This is a genomic window from Nonomuraea sp. ZG12, assembly GCF_052068115.1.
Lineage (GTDB): Bacteria > Actinomycetota > Actinomycetes > Streptosporangiales > Streptosporangiaceae > Nonomuraea.
This window is the reverse complement of sequence record NZ_JBQHCW010000001.1, coordinates 74,643-90,461: the sequence shown is the minus strand read 5'-3', so window position 1 is coordinate 90,461 and position 15,819 is coordinate 74,643. Positions and strand designations below refer to the sequence as shown.

The 15,819-nt window shown below is 67.5% G+C and carries 17 protein-coding genes; 11 read left to right on the top strand and 6 right to left on the bottom strand.

Translation table 11 applies throughout. The annotated features are described in order from the left end of the window. Positions 1-143 precede the first annotated feature (143 nt). Positions 144-1,028: a phosphotransferase gene (locus ACTMTF_RS00325; protein WP_441108680.1), complete on the bottom strand. Its 885-nt coding sequence runs from the start codon at positions 1,026-1,028 to the stop codon at positions 144-146. Further along, a complete protein-coding gene (locus ACTMTF_RS00320) occupies positions 1,025-2,335 on the bottom strand; it encodes a hypothetical protein (protein ID WP_441108679.1) in 1,311 nt (436 codons plus the stop codon). Before ACTMTF_RS00320 ends, ACTMTF_RS00325 begins: the two co-directional genes overlap by 4 nt. A gap of 215 nt (positions 2,336-2,550) precedes the next feature. On the opposite strand from ACTMTF_RS00320, the gene ACTMTF_RS00315 reads away from it, so the two are divergent. From ACTMTF_RS00315 to ACTMTF_RS00305, 3 genes are all read left to right on the top strand, one after another. After that, positions 2,551-2,907, top strand: a complete 357-nt coding sequence (locus ACTMTF_RS00315; protein WP_441108678.1) for a hypothetical protein — start codon at positions 2,551-2,553, stop codon at positions 2,905-2,907. Beyond that, positions 2,900-3,172 carry a hypothetical protein gene (locus tag ACTMTF_RS00310; RefSeq protein WP_441108677.1) on the top strand — a complete coding sequence of 91 codons (273 nt, stop codon included), beginning with the start codon at positions 2,900-2,902 and terminating at the stop codon, positions 3,170-3,172. Before ACTMTF_RS00315 ends, ACTMTF_RS00310 begins: the two co-directional genes overlap by 8 nt. 80 nt (positions 3,173-3,252) lie before the next feature. Beyond that, positions 3,253-3,627, top strand: coding sequence for a hypothetical protein (locus ACTMTF_RS00305; RefSeq protein ID WP_441108676.1), 375 nt, complete (start codon positions 3,253-3,255; stop codon positions 3,625-3,627). Positions 3,628-3,836: 209 nt separating this feature from the next. On the opposite strand, the gene ACTMTF_RS00300 is transcribed toward ACTMTF_RS00305, so the two are convergent. The 4 genes from ACTMTF_RS00300 to ACTMTF_RS00285 form a co-directional block, all read right to left on the bottom strand. Continuing rightward, on the bottom strand, positions 3,837-5,465 hold the full coding sequence (locus tag ACTMTF_RS00300) for a tyrosine-type recombinase/integrase (RefSeq protein ID WP_441108675.1): 1,629 nt from the start codon (positions 5,463-5,465) through the stop codon (positions 3,837-3,839). A 5-nt stretch (positions 5,466-5,470) separates the two neighbouring features. Beyond that, positions 5,471-5,695, bottom strand: coding sequence for a helix-turn-helix transcriptional regulator (locus tag ACTMTF_RS00295; RefSeq protein ID WP_441108674.1), 225 nt, complete (start codon positions 5,693-5,695; stop codon positions 5,471-5,473). 399 nt (positions 5,696-6,094) lie between these two features. Then, the gene (locus tag ACTMTF_RS00290) at positions 6,095-6,988 is read right to left on the bottom strand and encodes a TRM11 family SAM-dependent methyltransferase (protein WP_441108673.1); all 894 of its coding nucleotides are present in this window, start codon (positions 6,986-6,988) and stop codon (positions 6,095-6,097) included. Next, the gene (locus ACTMTF_RS00285) at positions 6,988-7,785 is read right to left on the bottom strand and encodes a hypothetical protein (protein WP_441108672.1); all 798 of its coding nucleotides are present in this window, start codon (positions 7,783-7,785) and stop codon (positions 6,988-6,990) included. Before ACTMTF_RS00285 ends, ACTMTF_RS00290 begins: the two co-directional genes overlap by 1 nt. A gap of 310 nt (positions 7,786-8,095) precedes the next feature. Here ACTMTF_RS00285 and ACTMTF_RS00280 point away from each other — a divergent pair, with 310 nt between their 5' ends. The 8 genes from ACTMTF_RS00280 to ACTMTF_RS00245 all read left to right on the top strand — a co-directional run bounded on the left by ACTMTF_RS00280 (position 8,096) and on the right by ACTMTF_RS00245 (position 15,789). Next, positions 8,096-8,533, top strand: coding sequence for a class I SAM-dependent methyltransferase (locus tag ACTMTF_RS00280; RefSeq protein WP_441108671.1), 438 nt, complete (start codon positions 8,096-8,098; stop codon positions 8,531-8,533). Next, positions 8,518-8,892, top strand: a complete 375-nt coding sequence (locus tag ACTMTF_RS00275; RefSeq protein WP_441108670.1) for a hypothetical protein — start codon at positions 8,518-8,520, stop codon at positions 8,890-8,892. Before ACTMTF_RS00280 ends, ACTMTF_RS00275 begins: the two co-directional genes overlap by 16 nt. 278 nt (positions 8,893-9,170) lie before the next feature. Then, the gene (locus ACTMTF_RS00270) at positions 9,171-9,719 is read left to right on the top strand and encodes a hypothetical protein (protein WP_441108669.1); all 549 of its coding nucleotides are present in this window, start codon (positions 9,171-9,173) and stop codon (positions 9,717-9,719) included. Positions 9,720-9,860: 141 nt separating this feature from the next. After that, positions 9,861-10,733, top strand: coding sequence for a hypothetical protein (locus ACTMTF_RS00265; RefSeq protein ID WP_441108668.1), 873 nt, complete (start codon positions 9,861-9,863; stop codon positions 10,731-10,733). Between the two features lie 286 nt (positions 10,734-11,019). Then, positions 11,020-11,415, top strand: coding sequence for a pilin (locus tag ACTMTF_RS00260; protein WP_441108667.1), 396 nt, complete (start codon positions 11,020-11,022; stop codon positions 11,413-11,415). Positions 11,416-11,642: 227 nt separating this feature from the next. Then, positions 11,643-13,034: a hypothetical protein gene (locus tag ACTMTF_RS00255; protein WP_441108666.1), complete on the top strand. Its 1,392-nt coding sequence runs from the start codon at positions 11,643-11,645 to the stop codon at positions 13,032-13,034. Next, entirely contained in the window at positions 13,031-13,981 is a 951-nt protein-coding gene (locus tag ACTMTF_RS00250; RefSeq protein WP_441108665.1) for a PrgI family protein, read from the top strand. The genes ACTMTF_RS00255 and ACTMTF_RS00250 overlap by 4 nt, the downstream gene beginning before the upstream one ends. Further along, complete coding sequence (locus ACTMTF_RS00245) at positions 13,978-15,789, top strand: VirB4 family type IV secretion system protein (RefSeq protein WP_441108664.1); 1,812 nt, start codon at positions 13,978-13,980, stop codon at positions 15,787-15,789. Before ACTMTF_RS00250 ends, ACTMTF_RS00245 begins: the two co-directional genes overlap by 4 nt. Positions 15,790-15,819: the final 30 nt, after the last annotated feature.

Sequence of the window (15,819 nt, the reverse complement as noted above, 5' to 3'; positions counted from 1 at the left end):
TTCTCCCGCGCAGCTCGGAGCTGATCATCACTCGATGATCAACGTAAGAAATTTTTAGCTATCCGACAAGGGTGGCAATTATCACAAAACAGAGACCGGCTCTATTCGGTAAGTCACATTCCGTAATTTCTCTATCCAAAGCGTTAGGGCACGGCCGTCCAGTGCCATGGGCGGGGGCCGTACTCGCCCTGAAGGCAGGCCAGGCGCAGTGCTGCCTCTTCAGCACGTGCGGGGTTCTCGCCCGCGACCTGGCCTGCCATGCAGACCAGGCGGAACTCACGGATGTCCCGCAGCGTCTTGAAGCCGACCCACTGGGTGACGTCGTGGCCGTAGGAGTTGACGAACTGGTCGTAGTCGTTGACGGAGATGCCTCCGAGCGTGAACGCTTTGACCGCTGTCGAGACCAGGTCCCACTCGGGCGGCCCGATCGAGCAGCGTTCGAGGTCCAAGAACACCACTTGGCCGTCGTCGGTGGCCACCACGTTGCCGATCCAGGCGTCGCCGTGGACGACGCTGTAGGGCAGTCCGGGCGGCAGCTTCTGGTACGAAGCTTGGAGCTCAGCCAGGTGCTCGCGCATCCACCTCCGGTCGGCGTCGGTCAGTGTGGTGGCCGCGTCGATCCGTTCGGCCAGGCGGACGAACGGGTCGAGGCGGCCGATGTCGAAGTCGGGCAGCGGCAGGTTGTGCAGGCGGCGTAACTGGTCGGCGACCTGCAGGGCGGTGCCGTGCCGGTGCGGCGGCAGCTCGTGCCACCATGTGACAGCCCTGCCGTCCACCTCGATCGGTTGAGCCACATCGGGGAGTGCTCGAACGGCCGCGACGTCGTGGTCTTCGAGCCAGCGCGCCATCCGTACCTCTCGATCCGCGGCGGCCGTCTGCCCTCGGCGGGCGATGCGGGCGATGATGCGGCCGCGTAGCCGGTAGATGATGTTCTCCCCGCGCCGGACCAGCTGGGCGCCCTCGGGGTCGAGGCCGGCGCGCAAGCAGGCCGCCTGCAGTATCGCCGGAATGTCATCCTCATCGCTCATGCCTGGATCGCCTTGTGGATGCGGTGTCGTAGCTCGGCCACCGGCGTGCGCTGCTGGTGCTGGCGGGCCAGACGGTGCAGTTCCCGCATGTCGTCCTGGGCGCGGCAGGAGCGGACGGTGCCGGCGTCGGTGACGGCACGCATGCCGATCGCGGCTGCTTCGTCGGGGTCACCGGTGGCCATGGTGAGCGCGGCGAGCTTGATACCGCTGATCGCTCGGGACCGGACGTAGGTGGCGGTATGCCCGGCCACCGCGTTCGCCAGCCGGGTTGACGCCTCACTGATGAACTGGCCGCGCATCGCGAGGTCGAACAGGGCGTGCCCGGTGTCTCCGGAATGCTGGGCGGCGTCGTAGTAGCGCATCCACGGCATCTCCTGCGCAGGATGGACGCGGGCGAACTGGGCGTCGGCGCGGCCGATCGTCTCCAGCGTTTCCTGCGCCCTGCCCAGCTTGGCCAGTGCTCGTGCTCTGGCGGACAGCAGCATGGCGCGCTCGGCGGCGGTGAGCCGGTCGGCTCGTACCATGGCGAGTTCGACGAGGGTGAGGCCGTTGTCGGCGTCGCCGCACCAGATCGCCTGCCGTGCCATCGTGGACAGCACCTTGGCGCGTAGGTGCCAGTCACCGGCTTCCTCGGCGCAGGTCAGCGCGAGCCGGAACAGCTTGCGGGCGTCGTCGTGTGCGTAGGCGTCGAACGCCATGGCCGCGGCGACCTGGCTCAGCCATCCCACCGCGGCATATAGGTGGTCATGCAGCGCCGAAGGACAGCGGGCGTGCTCAAGGAGGGATACTGAGTAGCGCAGCTGTGCGGCGACCGCGTCACGGACCAGGCCGCCGCCGTAGGTGTGATCCCACGTGGAGAAGATACCGGCCACCTTGCGCAGCTCGGCGATGTCGGCGGCCGACACCGCCGCTGGCAGCTCGGCAGCGTGTGCAGTCCTCGCCAACTCGGCAAGAGGGACAGCCGCTGCCACCCCGAGTGCCGTGCGGATGAATCCCTTGCGATTCACATCAGCCGCGCCGGGCACCCCCTGGGCACGCTGTGATCGCGCGAATCCGAGATCGCTGTCATGGTCGACGCCGCAGATGGCGCGTAGCGCTTCTCGGTAGTCGCGGTTGGGCCAGCGCACCTGTCCACGCTCCAGTTTGCCGATGTAGTTGGCGGTCAGGTCGGCATCACACTTGCGCTCTTTCAGGATCCAGGCGTTGACCAGATCTGCCAGGTCCTGTCGGGAGGCGGTCTCTCCCGGCGCTGAGGGAGAAGACAACCTTTCGCGGGCCCGTCGCAGCAGCAGGTTGGGATCTGACACGGGACCTCCCTTCGCGGGCATCGTCGCATAGCGGAGCTCCGGCAAACCCATGAATCTGCCCCCGATCTGCCCCTTGACTGCCCTACTCGATGGCGTTCCCACCGGCGGCGCGCGACTCCAGAGTGTGAGGGACCGTCACCACATGTGAGGAGTAGCGCACGATGCATGCCATAGACGCGGGCACGGACTCCCGGATGTCCGCGCCCATCCGTCCTGTGTCCGTCTGGCTGGAGAGCCGGCGCCGGAAGATGGCGACCCCGCCCATGGTCTGCAACAGCGATGTCATCGCCGACGACGTGGGCAGAATGCACGTCGAGAATCTCCAGCGGCGGATCCCCGACTGGTGGCTGATGTACGCCCCCTACCGGCGCCGTCTCGTCGCCTTCTACATGGGTAACTGCACGCAACCCACCGTCGTCGAAGCTGTGGATCAGGACGAACTGCTGGCGCTCATGAACGATGCCGTCCTTGAAGCAGCATTGCAGGCGCCTACCTTCCCGGTCGCAGCGATGTCCCGTCACTTCCGAAGGAGCTCCACAGACCTCCTCCGGAAAAGGCTCGACCATGCCTGACATCACATGGGAGCCCTACCAGCGGACCGGAAGTGACCCCATCCGCATCACCTCCACCTCATGCTGTGGCGCGTACGAGCTAGCGTCCCAAGGCGGCCAATATCTGGTCCTGCGCCGCACTGAGCAGTGCGGATACGAGGAAACCGGACGGGGCGTCTACCGCGATGCGCTCACCGTGTGGGACAACCTCGTCACTGAACACAACAAGGGCCACCCGCGCCACCGCGAGCCCAATACAGCCCCTCAAATGATGTCCTCCGGCTGACACCTACTCACAACAGTTTCAACGCTCAACCCATCCCCTGGCATCGAACACCTACCAGAACGTCGAACCCGGAGAAGCACATGCCCGGCCTCACCGAGCCCGCCACCATAAGCCAAGCCACCGGCTACCTCGCCCAACTCCACGACCGCCTCACCGAGCACGGTCTGCACGCGCGACTGCTCATTCAGCTAGAGCAACCGCCACGTCTACGGGTGATCAACCCTGACGCCGCCACGCTCACCGAGCTGATCTCCGCCGCGCCTCTGGATGGACAATGGTGGTTCTGGTGGTCTTGGGGCGAACGGATCACTCCCGTTGACGAACTCGCCGCGACCACAGAGCGCATCCGGCACGTCCTGACCCCGGCCAGCGACTCCTCCCCCGAAATCCAGCACCCCCACACCGGGCCATCAAGGGCGGACTCCGCCAGATCGCAGCTTCCGACGCGACCTTGAGCGTGCCGCCCATCCCATCACACGTCCGGCAGCAGTCCTTTCCTTCCAAGAACTGCTGCCGGATCCAGACCCTGCCGATCGATGTCTTCCCCATCGACGCGCGGGGCCGCTTCTCCTTCGCCGGGAGAAGGAGAAGAGGGAGGCAGGGCCCGCCGTTGGTGTCCGGCAGGCTCTGCCTCCCTTGTCTCCGCTGAGGTGCGGAACGTGATCTAAGCGATGGGCAGAGTGATCACAGTGCCGCCTCCGTCACCTGACAATGCCCGCTGACGGCTTTCTGATCGGCGTGAACGGCTCGACCGGGGCGACTCTGGTTGGGCGGCGAGCAGAGCGGCGGTGGATTCGGCGGCGGCTGCCGCGACCTCGGGATACACGCTGGTGTAGGTATCGCGCGTAAAGGTAGAGGAGACGTGCCCGAGGGTCTCCTGCACGATTTTGAGATCCACTCCGGCAGCCAGCATGATCGTGGCCGCGCCGTGGCGCAGGTCGTGCAATCGCACCGGTGGTAGCCCTGCCTGGTAGGCCAGCCAGTAGAAGGCGTCGGTGGCATGCTGCGGGTGCAGCGGCCTGCCCAAGGTGTCGGTGAAGACGAAACCGCTGTCGACCCAGTCCTCGCCCATGGCCAGCCGCTCCTTGCGCTGGCGCTGCTGGTGCTCTTTGAGGACGGTCATGGTCTCGGCGTCGACGGCGATCGTGCGGTCGCTGGCCTCGGTTTTCGGCTTGCCCTGCACCGGCTGCCAGCCGAGTTGGGTGATCTGCCAGTGCACCCCGATCGTTCCCGCATGGAAGTCGATGTCGCTCCAGCGCAGCCCGACCGCCTCCCCACGGCGCAGGCCGCGCAAGGTGATCAGCCGATACAGGGCGAACAGCCGATCCCGGCGAGCGTAGGCGAGGAACGCCGACGTTTGCGGAGCCGTCCACACCATGACCGGCGACGGCCGGGACGTACCGATGTAGACAGCGATCGGATCCATCCGCTTGCCGCCTCGAGCCCGCCGGACCTCGGCCATGCGCGCCTCGTGGTCGAGACGCCACTGGGCCACCCGCGTCTCGGTCCACACCAGCGGCTTACACCTCACTGCGGGCGGGAGCTCGACAGCGGCGGCAGGGTTGAAGTCCAGCAGCCGATCCTGCTTGATCGCGATGTTGAGGGCATGGCGGAGCGTGGCGCGGATACGGTGCACGGTCGACGGGCCGACCGGACGCCGGTAGCGGACCGTCGCTTGCCGCTCCGGGTCGTCGCTGGCGCGCTCGGTGCGGATGACGTCGTTGAACTCCTCGATCGCATCGAACATGCCCGCGATGTCGGAGACCCGGAGCCGGTCCAGCCTGATCGTGCCGAGATACGGGGCAAGGTAGAGGCGGATGTGTGATTCGTACGTGCGCCGGGTGGTCGGCTCGATCCGGCGCTTACGGCCCAGGAACTCCTCCAGCCATTCACCGACGGTGACGTGCCGGTTCAGGTCTTGATGAGTACGGACCTTACGCCGCACTTCTTCGGCATCCGGCAGCTTCTTGGTGTCCTTGAGGACCGACAGCATCAGCGTGGCGATCTGCCTGCGCACTGCCGGGTCGTCATCGAGGGCGAGCAGGCCGCGGGCGTGGTCGAGTTCGGTCTCGGCATCCTCCAGGCAGGTGAAGCCCCTGCGCCGCAACGGGGTGCGGCGGCGGCCGTCAGCGTGGGCGGGCAGCTCCAGCTGGTACGCCCAGGTGCCGTGCGTGCTGCTCCAGCGCTCGCTGCCGCCCGCGCCACGGCGCAGCTTCGGACACGACTTGCCGAGCTTCTTGCCCGTCGCCGGGTCCTTGCAGGCGCAGGTCTTGTAGGTGGTTCCGTTCGCCACCGTGTTCACCCTTCTTTCGTGTGGGGACGGCTCTCGCCGTCGTGGTCGAGCAGCGCCCGCAGCCCGCGTACCGGTACCGCGTACCGGCCGCCGATCCGCAACACCCGGCACGGGAACTGGCCCGCCTGGGCCAGTCGATATGCCTTGGTACGGCCCATACCGAGCAGACGGCCCGCCTCGATCAGGCCGATCACCTCCGGGGCGTGCCCAATCGGGACGTCGACACTCACGGGAGGAGTGTCGACGGCTCGGGCGCCGTGAGTCTCGGCCTGTGACGGGTCCTGCACCGCTGCCAGGGTGAGTGGTGTCTGACTGGTCATTGATCACCTCCGTGTCGCAGAAGCAGGGTTGGGTCCCGGCGTTGCATCGGGCGTAGGCCGGGGTTGGGGCCGGATCGGGTGTGGGCGGGCGGCGGGCGCTACGCCCCCGTTCGGCTGCCCGGCGTCCCCTGGGTGCCGCTAATAGCCGCCGTTCATGAACGGGCGGTCACAACGGCCCACAGGGGCGTGCCGGGCGTGGGGCCGATCGGGTGGCGGCGGTATCGACGCCCACCTTCACCGCCCGCGTCAAGCAAAATCCGCTGGTCACCGCTCCGCCCGGCGTCCGCGCCGTTGCCTGCCCGGATGGCGTCACTCCGGTCGTCGGCACCTTGTGTCCGGTGAGCGATCTGTGGGTGGTGGGGCCGGCAGCTTGCCGAAGATCAGCAGGTCCTCGTGCGCTACCGCGTGAATCGGCAGCCCGCGCGCCCAGCCCTTACGTGCTTCGTGTAGTTGGAAGAACGACGCCCGGTTGAGCAGTTTGCCCTCGCCGAGCCCGCACAGCAGGCACACGACCCGGTCTGCCAGCACCAGCCCCGCCTCCTGGGCCACGGCCTGGACGTGGCCCGGCAGATCAACGAGCTCACCCCGCACCCGGTACGGACGGACGGTGATCGCCACTGCCCCGCCCGGTCCCAGCAGTTCAGCACATCCGGACAGGATGCGGCCGAACCCCTCCAGCAGCTTGGGAAGGCTCTGATGGGCGAGGTTCGCCCGATCGCGGGAGTAGTGGTGATTCCACTTGTGCACCCCCGGCAGGCCGGTGTCACGGCTGGACCGGATATGGCCGTGCGTGGCAGCCCCGTAGGGCGGTGAAGTCAGCACCAGCGCCACCCGCCCGCACAGGTCCGGAAGCAGCGCGGCGACGTTACGCGCGTCCCCCGCGACCACACGGCCGAACCCCGACGCGCCCTGCCGCTTGGCCAGCGCGAGGTTAGCGACCGCGAGCCGAGCCCAGCCCTCCTCGTACTCCACCCCTGCCGCGTGCCGCCCCAGGTGGACGGCCTCCACCAGCGTGGTACCGATCCCGCACATCGGATCCACCACCAGCTCGCCCGGCTGGGTGTAGGTGGAGATCGTCTTCGCGGCGATCGACGGCAGCATCTTGCCCGGATGCCGCATCGACTCCGACACGTACCGGCCCTGCCGCTGCGCCCGCGACTGCCGCTGCCCGGTGGCCCACACCGACGCCGTCACCTCGACCATCAGCGCTCCTCTTCGCGCCGTACCGTCGTGTCCGGGTCGCCCTGCGCCGCTACAGCTCGGGTCTGCTGATCCCCGGTCTTCGCTGGCGCCGACTGGGCAGGTTTGGTGAACAGCAGCAGATCGGAGTGCACCCTCGCGCTGTCCGATGGCCCGACCCACCCACGCAGTTCCTGCGCCACCGTCACCGCGCAGGGCGAGACGACGGGGTCGATCCGCTCACCACGGGCCGGAACCCGCAAGGCGATGATGTGCTGCAGATACACCAGACCCACCTGCCGCGCCCGCGCGATGATCCCCGGCGCCGGGTCAACGACTCCGTTCTCGGCATGGCACAGGCCGGTGATCACCGCGAGATAGCCGCCCGGCTTCACCAGCGCCCCCGCCGACTCGACGTCGAACGACCCCGCAGCGGCAGACTGACCGGCGGTGCATGCCTGCTCGATGACGACCAGCGCGGCTGTCTCGGCCAAGTCGGTCAGCACCGGGCCGACGTGTTCGGGGCGAGTGACACGCAGGTCGGCGACCTGGAGATCGTGCTCGGGATGGGAACGGGTCAGCCGCGTCCAGACGACCCCGGCCTGGACCGAGTCGAAGAAGGCAACCGTCGCACGGCAACCCATCGACAACGCCGCCGAGATGACCTGGTGATCAGTGGCGCCGATGTGGATGACGGTGTCGCCGAGCCGGGTGCATGCCGACACGAGCTGGCGAGCTAGCGGCCCACTCACCGGAACGCAGCAGCCGGCACCGCAGACGGGGATCGTCTCGGTGTCAGCTGCGGCCAGCCAGACGCTCAACGGCAGATGCCGCTGAGCCTGCTCGCGGACGGCCTGAGGGTCGGAGCCGGTGAAGTGGAAGGAACGGGTGGAACTGATGGGTTGTGGTGTCACGGTGATGTGGCCCGATCACCCAGGCCACCTGATCCCTGTCACCTCTTTCAAATACCTGCCACCAGGCACGAGTTGGGACAGCCCGTCACGCAAAGGAACCGTAATGCCTGATCACACCCCCGAACGAGGGGCATCGAGCCGGCGGTGGCGCGGAGTTCGACCATGGCGCTGAATATCCCGTTGGCCATGATCTGGTGCGTCTCTAAGCTCGACGGGCATGAGCGAGATCGACTACCTGAGCGTCAATCGCGCTAACTGGAACGGGCGCGTGGCCATCCATGTGGCCAGCGATTTCTATGACGTTGCCGGTTTCAAAGCGGGTGGGGACCCGCTGCGGGACTTCGAGATCGACGAGGTCGGTGACGTCACCGGCAAGTCACTGGTTCACCTGCAGTGCCACTTCGGGCTCGACACCCTCGCCTGGGCCAGGCGGGGCGCGCGGGTCAGCGGCCTCGATCTGTCGGACAAGGCCGTCGAGACCGCCACCGCGCTGGCGCGGGAGTGCGATCTGGAGGCGCGCTTCGTCGCCGCGGACGTGTACGACGCGCCCATCGCCCTGGGAGATACCTACGACATCGTCTACACCGGCATCGGCGCACTCGTCTCTGGCTGCCCGACCTGTGGCGCTGGGCCGAGGTGGTGGCCGCCCTGCTGAAGCCGGGCGGGTTCCTGTACCTGGCAGAGTTCCACCCGGTCACCGACATGCTGGACGAAGCCACCGGATCGACCGTCACCTCCGACTACTTCGACGACGAACCACACGTCTACGACGAGCCCTACACCTACACCGGCTCGGAGAAACTGACCAACACCACCTCCGTGCAGTTCCAGCACACCCTGGGCGACGTGATCTCCGCACTGGCCGCAGCCGAGCTGCGCATCGACTTCCTGCACGAGCACGACCACATACTCTTCAAACGCTTCGCAACCCTGCAAGCCCGCGACGGGCGCTACCAGGTGCCGGAAGGACAGCCGCGCATCCCGCTGATGTTCTCCATCAGAGCCAGCCGATAGCCGCCATGCCAGACATGAGGCGCCCTGGCACCTACGGCTCCCGGTCCAGGACGAGGTCCAACTCCGTGCGCCCGCCGACGTAGTGCGTTGCGATCGTTTCGCAGGAGGATCGAGCCAACCGAAAGGAGCGTTTCTCCAGGTCACAGCGTTCTCGTACAAAACTCGGACAGTCAGCCGACGATGACGGCACCAGGGCATGCGTTCGCTCCGCCAGTCGGGCTCAGCGGCCTACGCTGAAGGTGAGCTCACGAAGAGCAGGCCCAATGAGGGGTGATGAGATGGCAGCCGCCAAGGACGAATTGGCCGAACGCCGCTTCCGTAAGCTCGTCGATCACCTCCACGCGACGATGGACGCCTGCCTGAAACCCGAGTACCGCAGCTATTACGGCCAGCTGATCCTCAGCTGCGACGCCGTGGCCGAACTGGGCGAGGTGGCGGAGGTACGGCGAGCAGCCCGCGCGGCCGGCCATATGAGCTGGGCTGGCGTGTGCGTACCCATGTGGCTGACGACGGGCTGCTGCTCATCCTCGATGACCGCGACCCGCCGGAGGAGGTACGGCTCCTGGCAGGACGCAGAGCCGCCGAGGCCGTCTCAGCTGTCATCACCGGCGCGCAGCAGAGTGCCCGCCTGCGCCGTACCAGCCAGCATCACCAGCCATCTGCCCCTCAAGACTCGGACGATCGTCCGACGCCTTGTTGACGCAACCTTGACCGGTGAACTTCGCCAGCTCCATATGCGCAGGTCAAAGCAGTTCTCGCGCGCGGTGCTCCAAGCACCGGAACACGCCAGTTCATGGCCGGATGAAGCCACATCAGCGTTTTCCTAGGTCAGCACCGATTCCGGCGCATGACCTGATCTTTGCGTGATTCTTCCCCTGCCCGACGTCTGTCCGAATCGTGCCCGGTTCGCGTCCGGGCTCTCTGGCGGGATGAGCAGCGTCCGAACCGATCCGACTTCGGGAGCTGCCATGTTCCACGTACCGGCCCGCCTCTTCACCGGCTCCACTTCGCCCGCTGTCACCAAGCACAGCGCCGAGGGCTCAGCCGTCGACCTCCCTGAGCAGGCCGCTAATGATCTTCCCGCCTGCGTGAGACATCGCAGCCGATGCGGCAAGTCATCACTGCCGCTCGACGTGGCCGAACACGCCTTCGACCTGCTGATGCGCGGTCCGCAACCTCTGTCAGTGGACGGCACCGAACTCGGGCACGGCCTACCCGCCCGGCCGATCCCCTTGTATGAGCTGCGAGCGATCCTGCTGCACCCGTCCTGCTCACGAACCACCCGCGACCACGTCTGGCGCCACCTCATCGACCAGGCCCGCACCCACCGAGGATCGTGGATGGTCGCCGCCGTCGCGCTGGCCCTCCCCATGCTGCGTCGGCTCACCAGGGCCCTGGCCGACAAGACCGGTGACCAGCGAGCCGATCGCGAGGATCTGGAGGCCGAGGTGCTGGCCGCCTACATGCACGCACTGTGCCGGGTGAAGCTCACCTGGTCCCACCCCGTGCTGCGCCTGTCCCGGCTCACCCAGCTCGCCGTCATCCGCGCCTACGCATCCGAGCGGCCCCTCCTCCTCACCGATCCCGAGCATCCGGGCGAGCGGGAGCTCAGCCACCCAACCGGCCACCCTGACCTGCTCCTCGCCCAAGCCGTACACCAGGAACTCATCACCGCCGAGGAGGCGGAGCTGATCGGGTTGACGCGGCTGGAGGGCATCTCCCTGAGCTCCTACTGCCGACGCCGTGGGCTGCTCTACTGCACCACCCTCAAGCGCCGCCAACGCGCCGAAATCGCGCTCTACCAGGCCATTCTCAACGGCGACCTGCCAAGCCGCCGATAGCGGCTTCAGCGGTGGCTCGCCAGTCAAAGGTGAGCAAAATCCGCTGGCACCGATGTCCTAACTCGGCTCTTCGACCTGGTCTTTGTCCAGGTGAAGGCAGCGCGGACGGCACCGGCCCAGTCAAGGCCGCACCCGGCCACCGGTCCCTGTCACCACCGGACGCCACCGCCCCGCTCTCGCGAAGGAGGACGCCCACCCGGCCCCACGCCGGGCTCGGCGCCTTCCGCGCCGCTTTCTTCGGCACCAGAGCCAATACCGAACAGCAGTCTTAAGGGAGGCAAGAACCATGACATCCCGCCCACGCCGCACCACCACACCAGGCTGTACGTTCAGCGTTCTGCTCATCGCCGCCGTCATCCTCGGCGGTATCGTCCTGGGCACCCTGCTCGAACTCGCCCTCGCGCACGCCGACACCGCCACGAGCGTCCTGGCTAAACCAGCGCAGGGCCCCACGTCGCTCAACGCGGTGATCGACAACCTGCGCAACGTCATCGTCGGCCTCTTGGTCGCCCTGGCCACCCTCTTCCTAACCGTCGGTGGAGTCCGCTACATCTTGGCCGGCGGCGACCCCGGCGAAGTCGAAGCCGCCAAGAAGACCCTGCGCTACGCCGCCCTCGGCTACGGGATCGCTGTCCTCGCCCCACTGCTGGTGACCATCCTCAAAGGCATCGTCGGTTCCTGACGATGGCCCGCCAGCATCAATCACGCCCACCTGGGCAGCTCGCCCGGTGGTTTCGCAGTGTCCTCGCGGCCATCATCTTGACCAGCGCCGTCATTGCCCTACTCTCCGCTTCAGCTTCCGCGACGCCAAGCCCGGTCCCCAGCTCACAGCCAGCGGCGTCACCCACTCCGTCGCCGCACATCTGGATCTCGCCCACCCAGCCCGCGGGCACGGACGAGTGCAGTTGGGTGGACATCGGCTGCAAGATCAACCAGGCAGTGAACGGCTTGTTCACCAAGTTCGTAACGGAGGCGGTCAGTCCGGCCTTCGTCATGATCGGCCGCACTCTGCTCTGGGCTCCGCCGCCATCCATGTTCGCCCGCGTTCATGACCTGTCCAATCATGTCCGGCTGGTGGCCAACGCCCTACTGCTGCTGTTCGTCCTGGCAGGCGGCGTCATCGTGATGGCGTACGGCAGCGTGCAGACCTCCACGACCACACGCGAGATCGTGCCGCGCCTGGTCGTGGCGACCATCATGCTCAACCTCTCGCTTGTCGTCTGCGAGCACGCTGTCCAGCTCAGCAATGCTCTGGTCGCCGCTCTTCTGGAAGGGGGCGTCGACAGCAAGCGCGTCGGGGACTTCCTCGCCGGCAAGGTCGGCAGCCTCATCAGCGATCCCGAGGGCACAGTGCTCTACCTGGTGCTGATGGTCGCGGTCGCCGTGGTGATGGCCACGATCTTGGTGTTCGTCGCCATCTTGCGCATGACGCTGCTGCTGTTCCTCATCATCGTCGCCCCACTCGCGCTCCTGTGCCACGCGCTACCGCAGACCGAAGGCATGGCCAAGCTGTGGTGGCGCGCCATCACCGGCCTCCTCGCCATGCAGGTGTTGCAAGCCCTCGCGCTGGTCCTCGCCTTCAAGGTGTTCTGGACCGACGCCTTCCTGCCTACCCAGGCGGGGGACGAAGCTCTGGCGGTGGTGCAGCCCACGGTCAGCCGGGCCATCGACACCGTGATGCTGATCGGCCTGCTGTACGTGCTGATCAAAATACCGAGCTGGGTCGCGCGGACCATCTGGCGTCAAGCCCAACCCCAGCTCCTCAAACGCCTGCTCAAGACGGTGATCCTCTACAAGACGCTGGGCGCGGCCAAGGCGCTCGGCACGGCCAGTAGGGGTGCCGCCGCGCGGAAAACCAAGACCGCCGCGAATCGTCGGCGACCTTCCAGGGGCGGTAGCTCCGTGGCCCGAACGACACGACGCCGCCCGCACTCCAACCGGCCACCGACAGGAGCGCAGCCCGTGAACCCGTCGCCTTCTACCCGCTCCGCACCAGGCGGGAATCATGCACCGCAGCAGCTGGCGCTGCCGCTCGGCATTCCACCCCAGGCGAGAGCGTCGGCTCCGGCCTCGCCTCAGCGTGGGCGTCAGTTGGCGTTGCCGTTCCCGGTCACGCGTGTTCCCCGGCCGCCCGCTTCCGCACCGGCTCCTCCCCCGGCCAACGCGCCATGGATCCGTCCCCGGCCTCCCTACGTGCAGGACATGCTCCCCGGCATGCCCAGACGACGACCCCGCCCCGGCCAGCTCCGGCTACGTCTGGACCCGCCACCGCGGCGCGTTCCAAGGAGGCGGAACAGGTGAACGAGTCCGAGCCCCTGAGCGCCAGAATTCCTGTCGACATCGATCGCCCGGACAAGATCGCCTACGGGCTGACCTTCCGGCAGATCCTCATCGTCACGATGACGGGAGCCACGGCAGCAAGCGTCTACTACCTGTTCCACCAGGTCCTGCCCATCGTGATCCTCGCGGCGTTCCTGCTGCCGCTGGTCGCGCTCGGCCTGGCTCTTGCTCTCGGCCATCGCGACGGGCTGAGCTTGGACCGGTTCGCTCTCGCCGCCGTGTTGTTCAGCCGCTCGCCCAAGCGCATGGTGGCCGCGCCGGAAGGGGTCAGCGAGCCGCCGCGCTGGTGCCGCCTGCGCGGCAAACTACCGGCACCGCTACGGCTGCCGGTGCGTGCGATCCGGACCGACGGAGCCCTTGAGCTGGCCGACGGAGGCGTCGCCGTACTGGTGGAGACCTCCACCCTGTCCTTCCACCTGCGCACGGCCGGCGAGCAGGCCGCGCTGGTCGGCGCGTTCGGCCGGTGGCTCAACTCCTTGGAAGCGCCCGTGCAGATCCTCGCACGTGCCTGCCCTGTCGATCTCGCTGCTGTGATCGACGCTCTCGATCAACGAACTCGATCGCTGCCGCACCCGGCACTCTCCAATGCCGCCAGCCAGCACATCGCTTTCCTGGACGAGTTGAACGCCTCCCGTGACCTGCTGACTCGCCAGGTCCTCGTCGTTCTACGCGACCACTCAACAGCGAGCGGTCGTCGGTCGGTACGGCGAGACGCCTGCGCAGCCGTCGTCCTGCGCCGAGCCGCCGACACCGAACGGACACTGGCCGCACTCGGCATCACCACCCGCCTCCTCGACGCGCGCGAGGCGCACCAGGTGCTCACCGAATGCCTGGACCCAGGCGGCTGGCACCCCGCCGGTCTGGCTCTGCCTGACGACCTCATCACCACCAGCCAGGAGAGTCCATGAAACTACGCCGCCGCAATCACGCATCAGCTCCGAGCGCTCTTGCCGCACCATCAGCGCTGGAGGTCGGCCGACGCACCCTCACCTTCCCGAACGGAGTCGCCGCCTCCTTCGCGGTCGTCGGCTACCCCCGCGAGGTCGGCGCAGGCTGGCTGGAACCACTGCTCACCTATCCCGGCCGGCTGGACGTCTCCTTGCACATCGAGCCGATCCCGCAAGCCGTCGCTGCGACGCGGCTACGCCGCCAGCTCGCCCGCCTGGAATCGGCCAGCCGCTCCGACGCCCAGCATGGACGCCTGCAAGACTTCGCCGCCGAGGCCGCCGCCGACGATGCCACCGACCTGGCCGACAGCCTGGCCCGAGGCCACGGCCGCCTGTTCAAGGTCGGCCTCTACCTCACGGTTCACGCCCACGAGGAGCCAGAGCTCGCTGCGGAGGTCGAACGCGTCCAGGCGCTGGCCGCTTCTCTGCTCCTGGATGCCCAGCCGACCACGTTCCGAGCGCTGCAAGGCTGGATGACCAGCCTGCCGCTGGCTCACGACGCTCTGCGGACGAGGCGGAGTTTCGACACCACCGCGCTGGCGGCTGCCTTCCCCTTCGCCTCTCCTGACCTGACCGCATCGGTCGGTGACACGGCAGTGCTGTACGGCTTGAGCGCCACCAGCTCCGGCGTTGTCCTATGGGACCGGTATGCCCAGGACAACCACAACTCCGTCGTCCTGGCCCGCTCCGGCGCCGGCAAGAGCTTCTTCACCAAGTTGGAGACCCTGCGACTGCTGTATCAGGGCGTCGAGGTCGCCATCGTCGACCCTGAAGACGAGTACGCGCCTCTCGCCCGCGCCGTCGGTGGCACCCACCTGCGGCTCGGTGCGGCCGGAGTCCGGTGGAACCCGCTCGATCTGCCCGCCAGCCACGGGCCTCAGGACGACGTCCTGGCCCGACGGGCGCTCTTCCTGCAGACCCTCGCAGCGACCATGCTCGGCGGCCCGCTCACATCTCAGGATCGAGCAGCGCTGGACGCGGCGATCATCGCCACGTACGCCGCAGCCGGGATCACCCGAGACCCTGCCACCTGGGGCCGTCCCGCGCCGCTGCTGGGCGACCTCGTCGCCACCTTGAAGGGCACCAAGCGTGCCGAATCGCTAGCGGCGCAGTTCACGCCGTACGTGACCGGCTCGTACCGGGAGATGTTCGACGGGCCGACCACGACCACGCCAACGGGCCATCTGATCGTCTTCTCCCTCCGGGACCTGCCCGACGAGATGAAAGCGGTCGGCACGCTACTCGCCCTGGACGCCATCTGGCGGCGGGTGGCCAATCCCCGAGACCGTAGAAAGCGCCTGGTCGTGGTCGACGAAGCCTGGCTGCTCATGCGCGAGCCTGAGGGCGCCCGCTTTCTCTTCCGGATGGCAAAGGCCGCCCGGAAACACTGGGCGGGGCTCGCCGTCATCACCCAGGACGCCGCCGACCTACTGGGGACGGAGCTCGGCCAAGCCATCGTGGCCAACGCCGCCAGCCAGATCCTGCTCCGCCAAGCACCCCAGGCGATCGGCGCGGTCGGCGACGCCTTCGACCTCACCGACGGTGAACGGCAATTCCTGCTCACCGCCGAACGTGGTGAAGCCCTCTTGGTGGCTGGGCCCGCCAGCCGAGTCGCCTTGACCGTCGTGGCCTCACTCGCCGAGGCCGAGCTGATCACCAGCGATCCCGCCGAGCTGGCGCGGTTGGAGCTGCGTGACGCGCAAGCGCCACCACTTGAGCCACTCGACTCCGAGACCGCCTACGACGATGCCGACGGTGACCCGCTGTGACAGCTCCTTCTCCGTGCCTGATCTGTGACG

What these genes read in the sequence shown, in the direction of transcription:
- ACTMTF_RS00325 (WP_441108680.1), bottom strand. Translation starts at nt 1,028, where the DNA reads ATGAGCGATGAGGATGACATTCCGGCGATACTGCAGGCGGCCTGCTTG.
- ACTMTF_RS00310 (WP_441108677.1), top strand. Translation starts at nt 2,900, where the DNA reads ATGCCTGACATCACATGGGAGCCCTACCAGCGGACCGGAAGTGACCCC.
- ACTMTF_RS00305 (WP_441108676.1), top strand. Translation starts at nt 3,253, where the DNA reads ATGCCCGGCCTCACCGAGCCCGCCACCATAAGCCAAGCCACCGGCTAC.
- ACTMTF_RS00290 (WP_441108673.1), bottom strand. Translation starts at nt 6,988, where the DNA reads ATGGTCGAGGTGACGGCGTCGGTGTGGGCCACCGGGCAGCGGCAGTCG.
- ACTMTF_RS00280 (WP_441108671.1), top strand. Translation starts at nt 8,096, where the DNA reads ATGAGCGAGATCGACTACCTGAGCGTCAATCGCGCTAACTGGAACGGG.
- ACTMTF_RS00270 (WP_441108669.1), top strand. Translation starts at nt 9,171, where the DNA reads ATGGCAGCCGCCAAGGACGAATTGGCCGAACGCCGCTTCCGTAAGCTC.
- ACTMTF_RS00265 (WP_441108668.1), top strand. Translation starts at nt 9,861, where the DNA reads ATGTTCCACGTACCGGCCCGCCTCTTCACCGGCTCCACTTCGCCCGCT.
- ACTMTF_RS00260 (WP_441108667.1), top strand. Translation starts at nt 11,020, where the DNA reads ATGACATCCCGCCCACGCCGCACCACCACACCAGGCTGTACGTTCAGC.
- ACTMTF_RS00245 (WP_441108664.1), top strand. Translation starts at nt 13,978, where the DNA reads ATGAAACTACGCCGCCGCAATCACGCATCAGCTCCGAGCGCTCTTGCC.